Below are 19540 nucleotides of genomic sequence, written 5' to 3'. Positions count from 1 at the left end.
CGGAAAAGGGTGCCTGAGGGAACCAAGTAGGATGGGCGTGATGAATGAAGATGACCTTGACGATTACGAGCGTGAAGCAGAACTTTCGCTGTTTCGTGAGTACCGCGATGTCGCTGGCCAGTTCCGCTACGTCGTCGAAACTGAGCGACGTTTCTACCTGGCGAACGACGTGCAGCTGCAGCGTCAAGATGCCGGGAGCGATTTCTATTTTGAACTCACGATGACCGACGTGTGGGTGTGGGATGTGTATCGCGCCGACCGGTTCGTCAAGTCGGTGCGGGTACTCACCTTCAAAGATGTGAACGTCGAAGAGCTCACAGCGCGCGAGTTCAAGCTGCCTCAAGAGCTCTCCATCGACGAATAGGGCGCTCGTTTCTATGCGCCTTTTGCCGCTCACACGTCTGTGAGAGCTGTGGATCACCTGACCTCTTCACAGACTCGTTCTGCCAGCCGCGCAGCCCTGGGCGCCGAGTCAGGCTGGTCGTATGAACACATCGACGACACCTCAGCCTCACCCAGGGCAACACAATCGCTCTGTCGGGGCCCACGGTGAGCAACTCGCGGCCGACTATTTAGAAACGCTTGGCTATCGCCTGCTCGCAAGAAACTGGCGTGGAGGCAGACAGGGCGAGCTCGACCTCGTCGCCCGCGACGGCGACTGCATCGTCGCGATTGAGGTGAAGACGCGAAGCGGCAGCGGGTACGGGCACCCGCTGGAAGCGATCACCGCACAGAAGGCTGGTCGACTGCGGAGGCTGTTGCTCAGCTGGGTGCGTGAGATGTCGCCAGGCTCAGCGCGGCTCCGGGTCGACGCGGTAGGCATCACCTTGTGTGCTGGCGAACGGCCTCGGATCGATCATGTGCGAGGCATTGGATGAGCGCCACCGTCTGTCGCGTGGCCGCAATCGCTTTGACCGGGTTGCACGGAACGCGGGTGCTCGTAGAAGCGGCGGTGTCGAACCAGCTCCCTGGTATGGCGATCATCGGGCTTCCAGACACCGCGCTTGCTGAAGCTAAGCAGCGGGTGCGGCTGGCCACACAGCAGGTGGGTCTGGCGCTGTCCGATCGTTTCATCGTGGTGAATCTCAGCCCCGCGGCGCTCCCCAAACAGGGGTCTGGCTTCGACCTCGCCATCGCGCTCGCGGCGCTTGCCGCATCGGCGCACCTGCCCACGGGTCGTCTCGCTGAGACTGCACATCTCGGGGAACTGAGCCTCGATGGTGAGCTGCGACGGCCGCCCGGGCTCCTCAGCGCGGTGCTCGCGGCGCGCGAGTTGGGCTTCAAGCGAGTAATGGTGCCCGCAAGCGGTGTCCGAGAAGCCTCCCTGGTGCCGGGCATCGAAGTGGTTGCCGCACGCGATCTCCGTGACGCGGTCGCTTGGCACCGCGGAGAGAGTAGCGGCTTGGAGATTTCGGAGGCGGTGGAGGGATCTCCCGCAGACTCGGCTATCGAAGCCGGCGCGCAGGCGGATGGACTGCGATCCCTCGACTACGTCGGCGGCGAGCCCGACATGTTTGATGTGATCGGCCAGCCAGACGCGGTGGAAGCCCTGTTGGTGGCCGCAGCTGGGCGGCACCATGTTTCGATGATGGGACCTCCGGGCGCGGGGAAGACGCTACTGGCGACCCGTCTGCCGTCGATCTTGCCCGATCTCAGCCTTGATGAATCGATCGTGGCGAGCAGCATCGCATCGCTCGGGGGAGCTGGACTGACCGAACTCGTCCGGCGGCCTCCGTTCGAAAGCCCACATCATACGTCTTCGAAGATCTCAATCATTGGAGGGGGCGATTCTGGCTCGGTGCGGCCGGGCGCGGTCACGAGATCATGTTTTGGGGTGTTGTTCCTTGATGAAGCACCTGAGTTTCCCAGCGCGGTGCTCGATGCGTTGCGGCAACCGTTGGAATCCGGAGAAGTCGAGATACATCGAGCCCGGATTCGTGCGACGTTGCCCGCACGCGTGCAGCTCGTGATCGCAGCTAACCCCTGTCCCTGCGGCAACGCCGACTCAGTCGACACCACAGAGCGCTGCCGATGCACCCCGAGCACGCGTGTGCGCTACCGCAACCGGCTTTCCGGTCCCCTGACCGACCGCATCGACCTGCGCCTGAATGTTCGCCGCGTCTCAACCGTATTGCTCGGCCAGGTCGAATCGTTTCCCCGGCCCACCAGTGCAGAGCTGCGACATCGCGTGGTGAACGCCCGTGCGGCGATGGCTGACCGCCTTCGAAATACGCCTTGGTCGGTGAACGCAGACGTGCCAGGTCACTGGCTTCGCGATTCCTTTGCAGCGCTCCCAAAAAGTGTCACGACGGTGTTGGACACCGCGCTGGGAAGGGGTTCCCTTACCCTGCGCGGGTACGATCGCACCCTGAAACTCGCATGGTCATTGAGTGATCTTGCGGGCAGAGGCAGCCCAGGGCGAGACGAAATTGCGCACGCATTGGCTTTACGCGGAGGAGCTACCCCATGAACACACAGCCATCGCCTCCGCTCTCCGGAAGCGATCAGCTCGCCGACGATCCGCAGCTGCGGGGTTTGCTCGCACGCCTCGCCAGGAGCACTGACGTCGGCCAAGAGCACGCTAACGGCATGCTCGCGCGCATTGCTTGGTCGCGCATCGCTGAGCCAGGGGACGGAGTGGCGGGCGAACTTCTAGCGGCGCTCGGTGCTGAGTTCGCCCTGCAGCTTCTCATTCAGGGCGCAACACCTGTGCAACTGAGAAATTCTGCGGCTGAAGGGGGAGTGAACCTCGGCACCCGCGCAGCTGAATCCGCACTCGGCCGATGGCTTCCCAGGGTGGACCGTGCGGAGACCATCCGAGATATCGAACGGGGTATCGAAGCCGGTCTTCGGGTGATTCTGCCCGACGACGAATCCTGGCCGATCCTGCTTGATGACCTAGGTCCGCATGCGCCACTTCTCCTCTGGGTACGAGGCGACCCCGCGCATCTCGCCACCCCATCGCTCTCAGTCGTTGGTGCTCGCGCCGCGACCGGATACGGTACCCATGTCACGGCGGAGATCGTTGACGGTGTGTGTGCGGCAGGCTTCAGCATCGTGTCCGGCGCTGCGTACGGAATTGACGCGGTAGCGCATCGCACGGCGCTTGCCGCAGAGACCCCTACCGTAGCCGTGCTCGCAGGAGGCGCGGATCGCGCCTATCCTCAGTCGCACGATGGGTTGCTAGGAAAAGTGAGCGAGACCGGCGCGGTCTGTGCGGAGATGGTTCCCGGAGCCGCTCCCACGCGTTGGCGTTTCCTGCAACGAAATCGCATCATTGCTGCGCTTTCCTCCGCGACGCTGGTCACCGAGGCGGGCGTGCGCTCGGGAACCCTGAATACTGCGGGGCATGCGGCCGAACTCGGGCGGTCCCTTGGGGCGGTTCCCGGTCCCGTTACCTCCGCCGCTTCAGCCGGGTGCCACAAACTCATCCGAGAATATGGGGCAGACCTCATCACCAACGCACGCGAAGCGTGCGAGCTCGCTGGCCTAGGAAACGGAGTCGAGGTCTTGCGGGAAGGTGCCAACACAGTGGGGGAGACGCTCAGCCCCGCACGCCAACCGTCTAGACACGGCCGTGTGCTTGACGCGCTGCCGCTGCGCGGAAGTCGAACGCTGCTCGAGATCGCAAGGCTCTCGGGTCTCAGTGTCGGAGACGTGCGCACCACTGTGGCTGAGCTCGAGCTTCTGCAGGCGGTGACTCGACGCGATGCCCCCGGCGCGGCAGAACAAAAGTGGGCCCTGGCGCGCTCACAATAGGGGTATGCGGCTAGACGGGGCGATCGAGGGCTTTCTTTTCGCGGTCGAGTTTGAATACGGCTACTCAGCCCACACAGTGAAGGCGTATCGGCGGGATCTGCGCTCCTTGGCTGAATACGTGGCCTCAGACCTCAACGTTCCCAATGCCGGTGATGTCGACATCGACACACTCGATCTCGAGCGACTGCGGGGCTGGCTCTGGCGGCGGCAACAAGAGGGTCTTGCTCCTAGCACGCTCGCGCGAAACGTCGCCACCGTCAAATCTTTCGGGAGCTGGCTCGAGCGGCGGCAACTCGTTCTCGGAAGTCCTGCGTCGAGACTACGGGCACCGAAATCTGCCCGCACACTTCCACGAGTTCTCAGCGAGGATCAGATCACAAAAATTCTCGACCGGGCTGCGGGTCGTGCAGAGACCGGTGATCCAGTGGCGCTGCGAGATCGTGCAGTCCTGGAGCTGCTGTATGCCACCGCGCTGCGTGTCACGGAGCTCTGCACTCTTCCACTCGAAGGGCTCGACCTGAAGGAACGCACCGTTCGAGTGACAGGAAAAGGCAATAAACAGCGAGTCGTGCCTCTTGGTGCTCCGGCGGCGCGCGCGCTCGAAACCTATCTCATCAGTGCTCGGCACATGCTCGCTGCTCGCGCCGTAGAACTACCTCGTACCCCTCGGGTTTTGCCGTCCAACGCTCACTCCGGGTATGCGGTGCCGCGAGGCTCGGAGGATCACGTTGTGTTTTTGGGAAATACAGGCCGCGCCCTCACTACGCAGTCCGTGTACCGTCTGGTTGCACGCGAGCTGGAGCAGGAGCCAGGAAGCGGCCCGAGAGGTCCGCACACGCTGCGACACACGGCAGCCACCCACTTACTCAACGGGGGGGCAGACCTGCGTGTGGTGCAGGAGATGCTGGGGCACGCGAGCCTCGGTAGCACCCAGGTGTACACCCATGTGTCGACCGATCGTCTTGCTGCGGCCTACCGCCAGGCCCATCCGCGCGCGTGAAGCGGCAGCCTGACACGCGGACTCAGTGTTCAGTGCTCAAGCGAGGGGAGGAGCACTGGTTTGTGTCTCAAAAACCTTAATGGGTTCACATACTCACCATCGACGCGTGCTCCGAGGTGTAGGCATGATGCCAGACAGTGCCCACCGGTCCCGACCTCGCCGATGACTTCGCCCCGGAGCACCTCATCGCCCTCGCGAAGGGTGCTGGAGAGGGGTTCGAAGGACACCAGAGTGCGGGCGTCGATGCGCAGGGTGAGGACGGGCCGATCCACCACGGTGCCCACAAACGTGACCCTGCCAGATGCAGGGGCGCGCACCGTATCGCCCGTCCTTGCCGGGAGGTCGATGCCCCGGTGGCCCGCGGCGTAAGGACCACCGGCTAGAGAGAACGGCGAGTTTACCGTGAGCGGGTGCCCAAGCGGAGGCAGCCAGAGCGGTCCCACGAAGCCGACGAACGTCACGAGGGTTGCGGCGATCAAGAGGCGGTGAAGTCCGTGCATGCGTAAACGGTGCCACCGACCAGATCGCTACGACGGGGCCCGCAGGCATCTGTGGAATATGTCGACTGCTGTGTGTGCTGATGGGGGGTGTGAGCGGGAAATCCGGCTCCTCCGGGTGCGCAGGACCGTGGTGCTGCCGGTGCTACACTTGTGGGGCACCTCTCACGAGGTGACTTCGCGTGCCCACTCAACGGAGCACCGCCAACGGTCCCCACCGTGCTGTCTCGCTTGCGAGTTCGACACAGGGGCGGCGGAGCCTGGGGGCACCAGGATTCGGGAATCATCCCGAGAATATCAACCGCAAGAGTGCGCCCGGTCGGGGCGTGCAGAACAGGAGAACGGCAATGGCCGTCGTTACTATTCGTCAGCTGCTCGACAGCGGCGTTCACTTTGGACATCAGACGCGTCGCTGGAACCCGAAGATGAAGCGTTTCATCTTCACCGAGCGCTCGGGCATCTACATCATCGACCTGCAGCAGTCGCTCGGGTACATCGACGACGCTTACGCGTTCGTGAAGCAGACCGTCGCTCGTGGCGGAAATATCCTGTTCGTTGGCACGAAGAAGCAGGCTCAGGAAGCGATCGCCGAGCAGGCCGACCGTGTGAACCAGCCCTACGTGAACCAGCGCTGGTTGGGCGGTCTGTTGACCAACTTCCAGACCGTTACCGGCCGCCTCGAGCGTATGAAGGAGCTCGAGCAGCTTGACTACGAGGGTGGCACCAGCGGCTTCACCAAGAAGGAGCTGCTGCTGAAGAAGCGCGAGCTCGAGAAGCTGCAGAAGTCGCTCGGCGGTATTCGTCATATGACCAAGACTCCGTCGGCCCTTTGGGTGGTCGACACTAAGAAGGAGCACCTCGCGATCGACGAGGCGAAGAAGCTGGGTATCCCCGTTATCGCTATCCTCGACACGAACTGCGACCCCGACGAGGTCACCTACCCCATCCCCGGTAACGACGACGCAATTCGTTCGGTGGCGCTGCTCACCCGCGTTATTGCTGACGCTATCGCTGAGGGCCTCATGGAGCGTCACCAGAAGAACGACGGCGGCGCTGTCGCCGCTGAGCCCCTCGCCGAGTGGGAGGTCGAGTTGCTGAACACCGACAAGGCTGACGCACCCGCCGAGAATGCCGTTGCTGAGGCGCCCGCCGCTGAAGACACCGCCGCTGAGGCTCCCGCTGCAGAGGAAGCCGCCGCTGAGGCCCCCGCTGCTGAGGCTGAAGCAACCGCCGCCGAGTAATTCGGCGTTTCTTCCACTTTCCACGAACTGACCAAGAACTGACTAAAGGAGTCATCTATGGCATCGGTGAGCATGGCCGCCGTTAAGGAGCTACGCGACCGTTTGGGCGCTGGCATGGTCGATAGCAAGAACGCGTTGGTTGAGGCCGAGGGCGACATCGAGAAAGCAATCGAGATCCTTCGTCTCAAGGGCCTTAAGGGCGTCGCAAAGCGCGAGGGTCGAGAGGCAAGCGAGGGTCTTGTCGCAGTGGCGCAGACCGAAGGTCGCGCGACAATGATCGAGCTCGTGTGCGAGACCGACTTCGTCGCGAAGAACGAGAAGTTCATTGCGCTCGGTGAGAAGGTGCTGGGGGCAATTGCGTCCGCAGGCGCTAAGACTCTCGAAGAGGCGCTGGCTGCTCCCCTTGAGAATGGAACCGTTGAGTCCGTCATCACTGACGAGTCAGCGATCCTGGGCGAGAAGCTCGTATTGCGCCGCGTTTCGGTAGTTGAAGCTCCGAAGACCGCGTTCTACCTGCACCGGACCTCAAAGGATCTGCCGCCGCAGATCGGCGTGGTCGTCGGGTACGACGGTGACGACGATAAGACTGCGTTGAGCATCGCCCAGCACATCTCGTTCGCTGAGCCACAGTATGTGACCCGTGAAGAGGTGCCGCAGGCAGATGTCGACAAGGAGCGCGACATCGTCACGGAGATCTCGAAGAACGAGGGCAAGCCCGAGGCTGCTCTGCCGAAGATTATTGAGGGTCGCCTCGATGCGTTCTTCAAGCAGATCGTTCTGAACGAGCAGGTACACGCACTTGACGAGCAGAAGCGGTCTGTTGCCGCAGTGGCTTCGGCCACGGGCACGACGGTGATCGGGTTCGCCCGCTCGAAGGTCGGTTCCTAACACCTCTGTCATGAGACCCGGACCCTGGCGGGTCCGGGTCTCATGCTGTACCCGCTACCCTGATACCAGAGGCAGAATCAAGGAGATCCCCACGATGACCACATATCGTAAACGACGCGTGCTACTCAAGCTCTCTGGCGAGGCGTTCGGTGGGGGCACCCTGGGAGTGAATCCCGATGTCGTGAGTCAGATCGCCCGCGAAATCGCGGCAGCGACGGACGAGGCCGAGGTTGCTGTAGTCGTCGGCGGCGGCAATTTCTTCCGCGGTGCAGAGCTTTCCCAACGCGGCATGGATCGCGCGCGGGCCGACTACATGGGCATGCTGGGCACCGTCATGAACGCGCTCGCGCTGCAGGACTTCTTGGAGCAGGCAGGAGTTTCGAGTCGGGTCCAGTCAGCGATCACCATGACACAGGTTGCTGAAACATATATCCCACTGCGCGCCATTAGACACCTGGAGAAGGGTCGCGTGGTCATTTTTGGTGCCGGCGCTGGACTGCCGTACTTCTCCACCGACACCGTAGCCGCTCAGCGCGCCCTCGAGGTGCGCGCAGATGAGGTCCTGGTCGCGAAGCATGGCGTCGACGGTGTCTACACAGCGGATCCTCGGACTGATCCGGATGCGACTCTGATCGATGAGATTACCTACAACGATGCGCTCGTGCGTGGACTGAAGGTCGTCGATTCCACCTCCTTTAGCCTGTGCATGGATAACGGAATGCCGATGCGCGTCTTCGGAATGGAACCAGCGGGCAACGTCACCGCAGCACTCCGTGGCGAACCGCTCGGCACCCTCGTGCACTGCTGAGCGCCAGTACACTCAATCAAACGAATTCACCAAAGGAGCACACCGTGATTGATGAGGTCTTCGCAGACGTCAAGGATCGGATGACCAAAGCGGTCGACTCGACCAAAGAGAATTTCGCTACCGTCCGCACCGGTCGGGCAGCCCCGTCAATGCTGCAGAACCTTCTTGTCGATTACTACGGCACCCCGACCCCGCTCCCGCAGCTTGCGTCAGTGCAGAACCAGGATGCGCGAAGCCTGATCATTACCCCTTACGACAAGGGTGCGATGAAAGGAATCGAGCAGGCGATTCGAGACATGCCGAACCTTGGTGCGAACCCATCTAATGATGGAACGGTGATTCGACTCGCTCTTCCGGAGCTGACGGAAGATCGCCGTAAGGAATTCGTCAAGATAGTGAAGGCAAAGGCTGAGGATGGTCGGGTGGCCGTGCGTAACCTGCGCCGCCAGGCGAAGGATTCTTTCGATGAACTCAAGGGCGAGGTCGGCGAAGATGATGTAGCGCGAGCGGAAAAAGAGCTTGAGGCGGTGACCAAGCAGTTCATTGAGCAGATCGACGAGGCAATGAAGCGCAAGGAAGCCGAGTTGATGGAGGTCTAACTCGTGTCGGGGCAGGACCGGCGAGAAGAGCTGCGGGCACAGTTCGAGCTGACGAAGGCGAGTCTGGAAGCAACCAGCGCCAGGATTGAGCAGAAAGCTGGTCGCAACCTCTTTGTCGCGTTCGGATCAGCCCTGGTCTTTGGGGGCCTGTTTCTCGGAAGCCTCTTCTTTATCGAGCAGCTGTTTATTCTTTTCTTGGCCGTGCTCTTTTCAATCGCTCTCGTTGAACTCGCTTCAGCGTTTCGTGTCGCCGGTCGACGTGTTCCGCGAGTGGGCGTCGTTCTCGGCGGACTCATCATCATTGCAGGCGCGTATTTCTTTGGTGCCGAGGGCATGCTGCTGGGCCTGTTCGCAGGCTCGGTTCTCCTTACCCTGTGGCGCCTTGCCGAGGGACTCTTTTCTCGGGGGGAGACCGCCTCGCGCACGCTCACCCGTGATGTGTTCTCGGGCCTATTTTCGCTCGTCTACATCCCGTTCCTGGGCTCCTACGCGATACTCCTCATGCAGGGGGATCGAGGGGAATGGTGGGTGTTCGCCATGGTGCTCGTGGTCGTGTCGGTTGACGTGGGGGCCTACGCTGCGGGGGTCACGCTGGGTAAGCACAAGATGACCCCGCGCATTAGTCCCAACAAGACCTGGGAGGGATTCGCTGGTGCGGCGGTCTTCGCCGTGATCCTGGGCGTGTTGATCTCGATGCTCGCACTTGATCAGCCATGGTGGGTGGGCATGATTCTCGGTGTCATTGTGCTATTCACCGCTACCGGTGGCGACCTCACCGAATCGCTCATCAAGCGAAACCTGGGCGTGAAAGATATGAGTTCGTGGATCCCCGGTCACGGCGGCTTCCTGGACCGTCTAGATTCGCTGTTGCCGTCAACGGTTGGGGTTTACGCCCTCGCGCTGAGCCTCGGTGTTCTGGCGTGAGCGAGTCGAAGCGCACTTCCACAGATCGGGCAAGGCAGAATAGTACGGTGAGCACCGCATTTCCCCGAGCAACCGGCAGACAGTTCGGATATCGACCCGAGCAGGTGGACAAGTTTCTTGAGCAAGCGCGCGCGACGTTCGAACAATCGGCCACCGCATCCGATGCGATGAAAGCCACCGATATTCGGCACACAGCCTTTTCGCTGAAGCGGGGGGGCTACTCTGCTCGACATGTCGATGCGGCGATGGATCGGTTGGAAGAGGTCTTCGCCCAGCGCGAGCGCCGCGCATATATGGCTGAGATCGGCGAGGACGCCTGGTGGGCCGAAGTGCAGCAACTGCTTTCAGAGATTCGTGGGCGGCTCGAGCGAGAGCGCGGAAAGCGCTTTAATTGCCGTGGCATTTTTGCAATGGGGTATCGGCGCTCTCAGGTCGATGCGTTTCTCGATCGGGTACAGGCGTTGCTCGCGGGGACAGGGAGCCTGTCTCCTGCGCAGGTGCGCAACGTCGTGTTCCACGCACAATGGCGGGGGTACGACGAGGACCAGGTCGACGCGTTCCTTGACGCGGTGGTCGACCTCATGCTCGCCACCACCGACTGAGCAAACCTGGCTGATCACTCCGCCATGAGATAGAATCGTTATATTGTGACTTCTTCGACTGCTGCCGACCGCCCGCCCATTTCTCGCTTGACCCGTTTTCGTGGGCTTTTTGCGGGCATCGCTGCTGTAGGTTTTTTCGGCACCGCGGTCGTAGCGCCCCTTTCCATTCCGACCACGGCACTCGCCGACGAGGCATTCTACGAACGTATTCATCAAGAATTCGTGCCCGAGATGTCAGAGTTGGCACTCGACGTGAGTGTCTCGCCGCTCGAAGAGATCCCCGAACCGAAGCCTGAACCGGTTGTCGCGACCGCACCTGCCGCGGCAGCCCCGGTAAGTTTTGCGCCGCTTATGTACACCGGCGGCGGATCGCCGGCCGAGTGGATGGCAGCTGCAGGAATTCCCCAGAATGACTGGGGCTACGTGGACTTTATTGTCAGCCGTGAAAGCGGGTGGAACCCGAACGCAACCAACAGCAGCTCGGGCGCATGTGGGCTCGTGCAGGCTCTGCCCTGCAGCAAGGTTCCCGGTGGAAACGGGTACGACCCTGTCGCCAACCTGTCGTGGGCCAACGGTTATGCCGTGGGTCGTTACGGTAGCTGGGCTGGCGCGCACGCGTTCTGGACTTCGAACCAGTGGTGGTAGGCAGCCCTCGCTATGCCGCGAAAGCATCGGCGATCGGAATCTGAGCCGCTCGGAGATATCTCGCGACTCGCTCATGGAGGTGCCCGCCTTGAGACGCGTCGAGGCCGTGAGTACTACGTGCGCGACATCCCGGCGCAGCGAGCTGAGAAGGCCTATCGATGCCCGGGTTGCGCTCAGGACGTGCCGGCTGGTCAGCCACACCTGGTGGTATGGAGTGCCGACCATTTCTTCGGAGACGACGCCGCGGTAAGAGACCGTCGGCATTGGCACAGCCATTGCTGGCGACTGATTTGAGCTCACCGCGGTGAACCGCGCAGTTAGAACAGCGTTGGGGGTGCAGCTTCGGAGGTCGGGAGTTCGACTGCGGGAGTGTGACCGCTCCCGCCGAGAAGACCGGGCCCAGCAGGTGGCGTGGTGCCCCGCTGGTAGGCGGTCGCAGCCGCCCGAGCGCGTTCGTCCGCTGCCTCGTTGAGTGGATGACCCGCATGACCCTTCACCCATTCAAAGCGCACGTCGCGCCCTGAAATCGCCTCGTCGAGTGATTCGAGTAGCTCGCGGTTGAGCACCGGCTTACCATCGGCCTTGCGCCAGCCCCGGCGCTTCCACCCCGGCATCCACTGCGTGACAGAGTTGATGACGTACTGGCTGTCGCACAGTATCACGAGGGGAGTGTCTGCCTGATCCGCCGTGGCGTGCAGCAGATCGATGACGGCCATCAATTCGCCCTGATTATTTGTCGCGCGAGGCCATCCGCCCGCCCGCCACTGCGTTTCGTCGATGTACCAGGCCCATCCGGCGGGCCCAGGGTTGCCGAGGGCAGAGCCGTCTGCGGCTGCGGTAATGGTCATCCTTCAATCTTGCCAGAGGCCAGACCTCTAGCATTGACGGGGAGAGCCGAAGGGGCGGAAATGAAAGATATCACCAGTGGATCGGTGCTGAGAGCGCATCGCGAAGACATTGAATTACACACATCCGACGGGCTGACGCTCGTCGGCGAGTTGGCGTTGCCGTCCGATCGCCCGCCGCGCGCTACCCTTGTGACGCTGCACCCCCTGCCAACTGCTGGCGGGTACATGGACTCGCACGTGCTGCGGAAAGCCTCCTGGAGACTCCCTGAGCTGGCTGATGTCGCGGTGCTACGGTTTAACACCCGCGGCACCGCCTCTCCGCGCGGCACGAGTGAGGGATCCTTCGACGGGGGAATAGCGGAACGCGCCGATGTCGAGGCGGCCATGCGCTTTGTTACCGAGCGCGGGCTGCCGAACCCATGGCTGGTCGGCTGGTCTTTCGGCACCGAACTGGCGTTGAAATACGGGCTCGAACACCCCATTTGCGGTGCAATCCTGCTTTCCCCTCCGTTGCACCGCGCCACCGATGGAGACCTGCTCGCGTGGGCAGATGCCAAAGCTGAATTGCACGTACTCGTGCCCGAACTCGACGACTTTCTTCGGCCGGAGGAGGCGAGCCGGCGCTTTGCACTGGTGCCTCGGGTTGACGTCGTGGGAGTTGAGGGAGCGAAACACCTGTGGGTGGGGGAGAAGTACGTGCGGCGCGTCCTCGATGAGATCGTAGAGATAGTCGGTGCTGCAGAAGCCCCGCTCCCCGAAGCCGTGGAGGAGGAGCGGTTCGCGAAGTAGCGCTACCCGCTATTCCCCGCTGCCCGACCGATCGGTGGGCGAGGGCAACTGTGAAGCTGATCGCTCGGTAGCGTTCTCCGTTGCGGACTCGAGCTTGCGCGCGTTGCTGACCACCTCACCCAGGCTCTCAAAGTAGCGGGCCACGGCAACGCGTTCGACCTTCAACTGCGACATGCGGTCTTCCGCGTCAAGGAGCACCTTTGTGGCTCGGTTTTCAGCCTCTGTGAAGGTCGCGTGCGCGCGTCGTTCAGCTTCCTGCACGATATCCGCAGCCTGTCGCTCGGCCTCCGACCGGATAGCGTTCGCCTCGCTGGCAGCGGCCTGAGTGAGGGCGGCTACCTCGACCCGGAGCTTCTCGGCCTGCTGCGCCAGCTGAGCGATTTCGGATTCCGCCGCCTGGCGTGCCTCGAGCGCAGCTGCAGCAGCCGTCCGTTTCCGGTCGGCAATCTCGCGTTCCAGCTGCTCAGTGCGGTCGGCCATGTTGGTAGTGAACTCAGCGAGTTCCTGCGCCAGCCTGTGCTTTTGCGCCGAGGTAGCGTCTTCGGTTTCGGTCCGCATTGCCGCGAGCGCTTCCTCCTCCGAGGCACGGAAGGTTGCGAGCTCCTCGCGGGTGTCTGCGCGAAGCAGCCGCACTTCCTCGCTTACCTGAGCCCGCTCGCGTGCGACCTCGCTCGCAACCGCAGCGGCTGCGTGCTCGCGATCGTTCGCGAGGGACACCGTGTGAGCTTCCAGTTCGGCTGCCAGCCTCCGATCATGATCGGCGCGCTCCCGGGCGAGGTCAGACTCGAGACTCGTGCGATCCCGATCCACTTGGAGTTGAAACTGTTCGCGCTCCAGCCCGAGAACTGCGGCAACCTCCTCCTGCTCAAGTCGGAGCCGCTCAGCTTGCGCGACACTCTGGTCGGCGAGCGCGCGCTCGTGGTCGGCGAGTTCGGTTGCGAGTCGGGCATCATGGGCCGCTCGCTCCTCGGCGAGGCGCATTTCTTGTTTCTGCGCCGCCAGCTCAAGGTCCGCCGTGTGGCGTCTCACGAGCTGCTGCAGCTCCTGCTCCTGACTCTCGCGCTCGTTCGCGATGAGTCGCTCATGCTCTGCCCTTTCGCTGGCGACCGACGCATCGTGGTGCTCTCGTTCCGCGGCGATCGCTCGGTCGTGGATCTCTCGTTCCCCAGCGATGGCCCGCTCGTGACTGTCTCGCTCGCGCTCAAGCTGCGCACGCTGCGCCTCGCGTTCAGCGGCCAGCTGTGCCTCGTGCCCCTCGATTTCGTCCCGCAACATTTGGTCGTGCTCAGCCAGTTCTTCGGCCAGCTCATCGTCGTGCAAGGCGCGAGCGGAGGCGAGTTCGGAGTCGAGGAGCGCTCGCGCATTTCCCAGTTCGAGTGCGGACTGCTTTGCCTGCTCTGCCAGGGTGGCTTGCTGCGCTTCGGCCGCGCGCGCCAGTTCTGCCGTGTGCGCCTCGAGTTCCGCGGCTAGGCGAGCGACGTGAGATTGCTCTGCCTGAACCTGGTAAAGCTTAAAGGCCTCGCGTTCCTCAGCAATTGAACGATCGTGCTCGGAACGCTCCTGTGCAATCTTGGCTCGAAGCGTTTCTATTTCGTCAGTCAGATGCAGCCTGAGGGCATCGGTCTCGGCGATCAGTGCGTGCTCGCGCTCAGAGTAGCGGCTCTCTAGTTCAGTTTCGCGCTCGTGCACTCGGGCCGCAAACTCGGCCTCACGACGCTCACGTTCGCTCTCAAACTGCGTGCGAGCAAGTTCAGCGTCGCGCGTGGCGATCTCGCGGTCACGCTCGAACTGTGTGGCCGAGAGTTGCGTGCGCTGCCGTAACTCGTCTGCGGCGGCATCGGCGTCGATGATGAGTCGTTCCGCTCGTGCCTTTGCCTCGGCGAGCAGCGCGCGAGCCTCCGCCTGCGCGGCTTCAAGTTCGGCCGCCGTTTCGCGTGTTGAGGAAGTTCGGAGCAGTTGCGCCGATCGCTGAGCCTCGTCGTTGAGACGCTTGCTTTCCGCTTGGGTTCGTGCGGTCAACTCGTCTGACTCGCGTCGCGACTCAGCGAGGAGTTTTTCGGCTAATTCAGTTGCCGAGGTGACGAGTTCATCGGCGCGGGCCTGCGCATGCTCGAGCAACCGTTTCGTCTCTTGCTCGGTCTTACGACGCAAACGCTCGGCATCGATGTCTGCTTGGGCGATCAGCGTTTCTGCATGCTGCTCCGCTATCTGCAGGCTTTTTTCAACCCGGAGTCCCAGCCCGCTGTATCCAGTTGCCCCGAGCTCCGCGACCTGTGCGCGGAGATCCTCGATCAGTGAATGCTGCTCGCCCGCGGTACGAATAGCCTCTGCATAGCTGTTCTGCAACGACTCTGTGTGGGCTTGGAGCGTCGCGATGTGCTGGGTCAGGGTACTGATCTGGGAGTCGACCTCGGCGCGGTTATAACCGCGAAGGGCCGGAGTGAACTGCGGGCTAGCTTCGGTCACGACGTCCTCCGATGGCAGGGTGGTATCACCTCAGGTGCAACTTGCAGAGGCTTCCCTAGCAGTGCTCATGATAGTTCGGTTGGCTGGAGGGCCACCCCGATTCCGAAAGTCAGCCGCGACCTACCGCACCATACTCACGGAAAGCTCCGGTAGCGTTGATTCACAAAGTATGCAACCATTCCGGTTTGCAGCAATGGTAACTAGACCCGAGTGGACAGGAGGCACCCATGAGATTTGGGCTCGCTATCGCGGCTCTCGTACTCTCAGGCATCTTCCTTATTTTGGGAATCGGGCAGCGAACGTTCCTCGCTGGGCCTTCTGAGATCGTGTATGAGACCGCACTCGAGGCAGAAACGGGCTTCGCAGTCATTCCGGGCGAGGTCCTCTTGGCGGTTCCCGGCCAAGCCAACGTGGTGGTCACCGGGACTGCTGCATTTGCGGCAACGGGATCCTCCGCAGATATTGCGGCGTGGGTGGAGCCGTTCGAGCACGCCGAGATTGATGCTGACCCTGCCGAGTCACGACTCGTGGGCACGTTAGTGCCGGGTGCTGCCCAGGAGGCAGAGGAGCCAGGGGTCCCGGACGACAACGACAGTGCCGCACCCGCGGTCGATGACGCAGCCTCTGCAACGACATCCTCCGCCGATGACAAGCCTGACTTACTCGATCCACGGGGAAGCGATTTGTGGATGGAAGAGCGAAGCCTTGCTCCAGCAATCGACAGTGACACCGAAACGGACGAGGCTGCAGGCGAAGCAACCGCAGATAGTGGATCGGGTTCTGCCGGCTCAGACACGGGCGGCAAGATTCGCCTCCCGCTTAATCTCGATGACGGCGATGCCGTCCTCGTCTCCGTTGACGCGTCAACAGGTGACACGGGCAAGGTTGCGATCGAGTGGGTCCAGGATCAGCGAACCCCGCTCGCCGGACCTTTCCTTGCTGCGGGAGGCCTCCTGGCCGTGGTCGGTGCCGTCCTCTACCTACTCGCAGTCGATCACGATCGGCGAGGGCTGGGGCCGAGGCGAGGCAGAAAGGGGCCTCTTCTGGGGATCAGGGACACAGTGACACGTCGCAAGCGTGTCGAACAAGCGCCCAAGCGCGTGGACTCGCTGGGCACCAACACCTCCCAAGCCACGCACCAGCGACATACCTTGCGCAGGCTTGCGCTTCCTAGCCTCGGGCTTGTATTTGCGCTGGGTCTCAGCGGCTGTTCCGCGAGCTACTGGCCAGACTTCAGTCCGGCAGCAAGCGAGCTCGAGGATCAAGACGACGACGGCGAGTCCGCAGTAGCGCCCGTGCCGGTAACCCGTGCACAGATCGATCGCATCGTCGGCGACATTGCCGCGGTCGCGGGCGAAGCCGACGACGCGCTCGACGCAGAGATACTCGAGTCTCGGTTTACTGGCGATGCGCTCGCTCAAAGATCAGCTAACTACACCATCAGGCAGGCTGTGCCGGACTATGCAGTCGTGCCGCCGCGCATTACGAGCGAGGCCCTGGGGTATGAACTCGTCCAGTCCACCGAAGGTTGGCCGCGAACGGTATTTGTAACCGTCGCCTCCGAGAGTGGCACGGAGACGCTGCCTGAGGAGGAATCTGAAGCTACCAGTCCGCCCGCGGAAGGCGAGGAGGGCGAAGCGAGCTCCGAGACTGTCGAGCCCGCCGCCTCGCCTTCCCTCGCGATCATCATGACTCAGGCCGCGCCGCATGAGAACTTCATGGTCTCGCGAGTGATTTCGCTTCGCGGTGGCATCACGATGCCAGAGGCGGCGCCCGCAGAAGAGGGCACCGCGCTGCTGACAGACGACTTGCAGACTCTGGTGCTCTCACCTGGGGAGGTGGGCTCAGCCTACGCGGCGGTGCTCGCCGGCGGCCCTGAGGTGGAGCAGGCTGCGCTCTTCGATCTCGATTCAGACTCGCTGATCGAGCGCAGCGGTGCCGCCTGGGCAGCCCAGTCGCAAGCTACGGCCGACGCTGCGGGCCAGGGTGTCGTGTACTCGGTCACCGCTGAGCAGTCCGACTCCAAGATCATCAGCCTTTCTACCGGAGTCGGTGGCGCGCTCGTCGCGACGACGGTGCAGGAGAACCGCATTGAGGAGCCCGGCTCCAGCCGTTGGAAGCCCACCCCGCCCGCCAGCGTCACCGCGCTCTCCGGGCTGAGTGGACAGCAAGACCGCCTCGTAAGCGAAGTGAAGCATCAGCTGCTTTTCTTCGTGCCAAGCAAGACCAGCAACGCCCCCATTCAGTTGCTGGGGTTCGCCAGTGATCTCGTGGGAGCAAGGAACTAACTATGTCGCAACAGATTCCCGAACGACTTCCCGGTGGAGGGATTGACCTCAGTCACCTCGCCGCACGCGGGCAAGGTCAGGCTGGACCCGGGGCGTCTGGGAACACCCAGGCTGGAGCCGCGGGACAGACGGTAGATGTCCCTGCCCTCATGTTTGACGTCACCGAGGAGACCCTGCAGCAGGCGGCTCAGCTGTCGATGGTGGTCCCCGTGATCGTAGAACTGTCGTCGAACACCGCGCCCGACTCGGCGACCATGGGGCCGGTATTTGAGAAGCTCACGAAGGAATTCCGCGGCCGCTTCGTGGTGGCCAGGGTCGACGTCGACACGAACCCGGGCCTCGCGCAGGCCTTTCAGGTGCAGGCGGTGCCCGCCGCCGTGGCGCTAGTGGGAGGGCGCCCTGTGCCCTTGTTTCAGGGTCAGGTGTCAGAAGAACAGGTGCGAGATGTCTTGAATCAGCTGTTGCAACTTGCCGCGCAGCAGGGTGTGAACGGCCGAGTGAACGCACCCGAGCAAAGCGGCGATTCATCAGCGCCTCAGGAGCCGGCACAGCCTCCGGTGAATCCGGCACACGCCGAGGCTCTCGCCGCCCTCGGGCGCGGCGATTTCTCGGCTGCGGTCGCAGCTTACGAGCAAGTTCTCCTGAAGGCGCCCGCTGACGATGAGGCACGCGCGGCGCTCGTGCAGGTTCGCCTCCTCGACCGGTTGCAAGGGCTTTCCGCTGACACGGTGCGTGCTGAGGCGGCGACGGCGCCCAGCGATGTTGCGGCACAGCTGCGCGTGGCAGATCTCGATCTGTCTGGTGGGCACGTAGAGGATGCCTTCCTGCGGCTTCTGGAATTGTTTGCCGCTTCGACTGAGTCCTCCGAGCGCTCAGTCATTCGTGAGCGTCTGCTTGAGCTTTTCGAAGTAGTGGGTGTGGCCGATCCTCGTGTGCAGGCCGCGCGGACACGTCTCGCAAACCTGCTCTACTAGGAAATCCCTTGGCTCCTGATCGGGTGTACCTCGACCACGCCGCGACCTCACCCATGCCTGAGCAGGTACTTGAGGCATACACCGCGGCGCTGCGAACCGTGGGTAACCCTGCTTCGACACACGCCCACGGCCAGTCAGCAAGCGAGCTTCTCGAGAGCGCGCGCGAGCGGATCGCTGAGGCACTCCGTTGTGGATCGGCAGAAGTAACACTCACGAGCGGTGGTACGGAGTCGATTAATCTCGCGCTGAAGGGCACGTACTGGGCGCGCCGCAACCAAGGAGCGGGCCCGGTCATCCTGATCCCAGAAGGTGAGCACCACGCGACCATTGAGGCCGCGGAGTGGCTGCGCGATGCCCAGGGAGCCGATCTGCGGTGGCTGCCCATCGACCATCAAGGAGTACTGCACCCGGAGGTGCTCGCGAGCGCGATCGAACGCGCCGGAGCGGGCAACGTAGCCCTCGTGTCGTTTCTCTGGGCAAACAACGAGGTCGGTAGCGTGCAACCGGTGCGAAGTCTGGCCCGGGTGGCGCGATCCGCTGGAATACCGGTTCACGTAGATGCGGTGTCAGCCTTGGGCCAGGTGCCGATTGATTTTCGTGCTTCCGGAGCCTCGTCGCTCAGTGTTTCGGCGCATAAGCTCGGTGGCCCGGTCGGAGTCGGGGCGCTCGTGCTCGGTCGCGATGCGAGCGCCGATCCACTGTTTCATGGCGGGGCACAACAGCGGGCAAGGTCGGGCACACAGAACGTTGCCGGCGCGGTGGCGTTCGCAGCCGCCCTCGAATTCGCCGAAGTGAATGTCGCTGATCGGATGACGGTGAGCGCGGTGAACCGGCACACTCAGATGGCATCATTGCGCGATCGACTCATTACTGGCCTGCTCGAGCGAGTTCCGGACGCGGTGCTGCGTGGAGCACCGCCTGGCGAGGGGCGTTTGCCAGGCAATGCACATTTTACGTTCCCCGAATGCCAGGGCGATTCGCTCGTCTTCCTGCTCGACGCTGCGGGTATTTCGGCCTCCGTCGGGTCCGCTTGTCAGGCGGGTGTGGCCGAGGTGTCGCACGTGCTGCTCGCGATGGGGGTTTCCGAGGAAGACGCGATCGGCTCGCTGCGCTTCACCCTGGGACCGGATTCCACCAGCGCTGAGGTCGATGCGCTGCTCGCGGTTTTGCCGGACGCAGTCGCGCGCGCTCGTGTTGCCGGGCTGAGCTGAG

General features: G+C 62.8%; 20 protein-coding genes. 17 read left to right on the top strand and 3 right to left on the bottom strand.

All coding sequences use genetic code 11. The features are described 5' to 3' along the window. Nucleotides 1-40 precede the first annotated feature (40 nt). The 5 genes from ACTNFJ_RS06475 to ACTNFJ_RS06455 all read left to right on the top strand — a co-directional run bounded on the left by ACTNFJ_RS06475 (nucleotide 41) and on the right by ACTNFJ_RS06455 (nucleotide 4759). Nucleotides 41-364: a DUF2469 domain-containing protein gene (locus ACTNFJ_RS06475; RefSeq protein ID WP_435905585.1), complete on the top strand. Its 324-nt coding sequence runs from the start codon at nucleotides 41-43 to the stop codon at nucleotides 362-364. Nucleotides 365-485: 121 nt separating this feature from the next. Next, complete coding sequence (locus ACTNFJ_RS06470) at nucleotides 486-878, top strand: YraN family protein (protein WP_435905584.1); 393 nt, start codon at nucleotides 486-488, stop codon at nucleotides 876-878. After that, nucleotides 875-2470 (top strand): YifB family Mg chelatase-like AAA ATPase, encoded by a 1596-nt coding sequence (locus tag ACTNFJ_RS06465; RefSeq protein ID WP_435905583.1) that lies wholly within the window; start codon nucleotides 875-877, stop codon nucleotides 2468-2470. Before ACTNFJ_RS06470 ends, ACTNFJ_RS06465 begins: the two co-directional genes overlap by 4 nt. Next, nucleotides 2467-3759 carry a DNA-processing protein DprA gene (gene dprA, locus ACTNFJ_RS06460; RefSeq protein WP_435905582.1) on the top strand — a complete coding sequence of 431 codons (1293 nt, stop codon included), beginning with the start codon at nucleotides 2467-2469 and terminating at the stop codon, nucleotides 3757-3759. The genes ACTNFJ_RS06465 and dprA overlap by 4 nt, the downstream gene beginning before the upstream one ends. 4 nt (nucleotides 3760-3763) lie before the next feature. After that, nucleotides 3764-4759, top strand: a complete 996-nt coding sequence (locus ACTNFJ_RS06455) for a tyrosine recombinase XerC (protein ID WP_435905581.1) — start codon at nucleotides 3764-3766, stop codon at nucleotides 4757-4759. Between the two features lie 29 nt (nucleotides 4760-4788). Here ACTNFJ_RS06455 and ACTNFJ_RS06450 read toward each other — a convergent pair whose 3' ends face one another. Continuing rightward, nucleotides 4789-5259 carry a M23 family metallopeptidase gene (locus ACTNFJ_RS06450; protein ID WP_435905580.1) on the bottom strand — a complete coding sequence of 157 codons (471 nt, stop codon included), beginning with the start codon at nucleotides 5257-5259 and terminating at the stop codon, nucleotides 4789-4791. A gap of 344 nt (nucleotides 5260-5603) precedes the next feature. On the opposite strand from ACTNFJ_RS06450, the gene rpsB reads away from it, so the two are divergent. The 8 genes from rpsB (at nucleotide 5604) to ACTNFJ_RS12885 (ending at nucleotide 11257) form a co-directional block, all read left to right on the top strand. Then, nucleotides 5604-6497 carry a 30S ribosomal protein S2 gene (rpsB, locus tag ACTNFJ_RS06445; protein ID WP_435905579.1) on the top strand — a complete coding sequence of 298 codons (894 nt, stop codon included), beginning with the start codon at nucleotides 5604-5606 and terminating at the stop codon, nucleotides 6495-6497. 57 nt (nucleotides 6498-6554) lie between these two features. Further along, nucleotides 6555-7385 carry a translation elongation factor Ts gene (tsf, locus tag ACTNFJ_RS06440; protein ID WP_435905578.1) on the top strand — a complete coding sequence of 277 codons (831 nt, stop codon included), beginning with the start codon at nucleotides 6555-6557 and terminating at the stop codon, nucleotides 7383-7385. Between the two features lie 94 nt (nucleotides 7386-7479). Continuing rightward, nucleotides 7480-8193 carry a UMP kinase gene (gene pyrH / locus ACTNFJ_RS06435; RefSeq protein ID WP_435905577.1) on the top strand — a complete coding sequence of 238 codons (714 nt, stop codon included), beginning with the start codon at nucleotides 7480-7482 and terminating at the stop codon, nucleotides 8191-8193. 44 nt (nucleotides 8194-8237) lie between these two features. Further along, nucleotides 8238-8792, top strand: a complete 555-nt coding sequence (gene frr, locus ACTNFJ_RS06430; protein WP_435905576.1) for a ribosome recycling factor — start codon at nucleotides 8238-8240, stop codon at nucleotides 8790-8792. A 3-nt stretch (nucleotides 8793-8795) separates the two neighbouring features. Continuing rightward, nucleotides 8796-9716: a phosphatidate cytidylyltransferase gene (locus ACTNFJ_RS06425; RefSeq protein ID WP_435905575.1), complete on the top strand. Its 921-nt coding sequence runs from the start codon at nucleotides 8796-8798 to the stop codon at nucleotides 9714-9716. Nucleotides 9717-9763: 47 nt separating this feature from the next. Further along, the gene (locus ACTNFJ_RS06420; RefSeq protein WP_435905574.1) at nucleotides 9764-10318 is read left to right on the top strand and encodes a DivIVA domain-containing protein; all 555 of its coding nucleotides are present in this window, start codon (nucleotides 9764-9766) and stop codon (nucleotides 10316-10318) included. A gap of 45 nt (nucleotides 10319-10363) precedes the next feature. Then, entirely contained in the window at nucleotides 10364-10963 is a 600-nt protein-coding gene (locus ACTNFJ_RS06415) for an aggregation-promoting factor C-terminal-like domain-containing protein (protein ID WP_435905573.1), read from the top strand. 12 nt (nucleotides 10964-10975) lie between these two features. After that, nucleotides 10976-11257 carry an Rv1322 family protein gene (locus ACTNFJ_RS12885; RefSeq protein WP_504923102.1) on the top strand — a complete coding sequence of 94 codons (282 nt, stop codon included), beginning with the start codon at nucleotides 10976-10978 and terminating at the stop codon, nucleotides 11255-11257. Nucleotides 11258-11280: 23 nt separating this feature from the next. On the opposite strand, the gene ACTNFJ_RS06410 is transcribed toward ACTNFJ_RS12885, so the two are convergent. Further along, complete coding sequence (locus tag ACTNFJ_RS06410) at nucleotides 11281-11811, bottom strand: ribonuclease H family protein (RefSeq protein ID WP_435905572.1); 531 nt, start codon at nucleotides 11809-11811, stop codon at nucleotides 11281-11283. Nucleotides 11812-11871: 60 nt separating this feature from the next. Here ACTNFJ_RS06410 and ACTNFJ_RS06405 point away from each other — a divergent pair, with 60 nt between their 5' ends. Then, a complete protein-coding gene (locus ACTNFJ_RS06405; protein ID WP_435905571.1) occupies nucleotides 11872-12600 on the top strand; it encodes an alpha/beta hydrolase in 729 nt (242 codons plus the stop codon). Nucleotides 12601-12609: 9 nt separating this feature from the next. Here the strand turns inward: ACTNFJ_RS06405 and ACTNFJ_RS06400 are convergent, their stop codons facing one another. Then, nucleotides 12610-15066, bottom strand: coding sequence for a hypothetical protein (locus ACTNFJ_RS06400; RefSeq protein ID WP_435905570.1), 2457 nt, complete (start codon nucleotides 15064-15066; stop codon nucleotides 12610-12612). A 227-nt stretch (nucleotides 15067-15293) separates the two neighbouring features. Here ACTNFJ_RS06400 and ACTNFJ_RS06395 point away from each other — a divergent pair, with 227 nt between their 5' ends. The 3 genes from ACTNFJ_RS06395 to ACTNFJ_RS06385 are packed head-to-tail and all read left to right on the top strand — an operon-like array spanning nucleotide 15294 to nucleotide 19539. Beyond that, a complete protein-coding gene (locus tag ACTNFJ_RS06395; protein WP_435905569.1) occupies nucleotides 15294-17354 on the top strand; it encodes a DUF8094 domain-containing protein in 2061 nt (686 codons plus the stop codon). Nucleotides 17355-17356: 2 nt separating this feature from the next. Continuing rightward, nucleotides 17357-18328, top strand: a complete 972-nt coding sequence (locus ACTNFJ_RS06390) for a tetratricopeptide repeat protein (protein ID WP_435905568.1) — start codon at nucleotides 17357-17359, stop codon at nucleotides 18326-18328. A gap of 53 nt (nucleotides 18329-18381) precedes the next feature. Further along, nucleotides 18382-19539 carry a cysteine desulfurase family protein gene (locus ACTNFJ_RS06385; RefSeq protein WP_435905600.1) on the top strand — a complete coding sequence of 386 codons (1158 nt, stop codon included), beginning with the start codon at nucleotides 18382-18384 and terminating at the stop codon, nucleotides 19537-19539. The last annotated feature ends 1 nt before the right edge of the window (nucleotide 19540 follow it).

This window comes from Leucobacter shiyiweii (assembly GCF_052446065.1).
In the GTDB taxonomy this organism is placed as follows: domain Bacteria; phylum Actinomycetota; class Actinomycetes; order Actinomycetales; family Microbacteriaceae; genus Leucobacter.
Note: the sequence above shows the minus strand (reverse complement) of the source record. Positions and strands in the feature narration are given on the sequence as shown.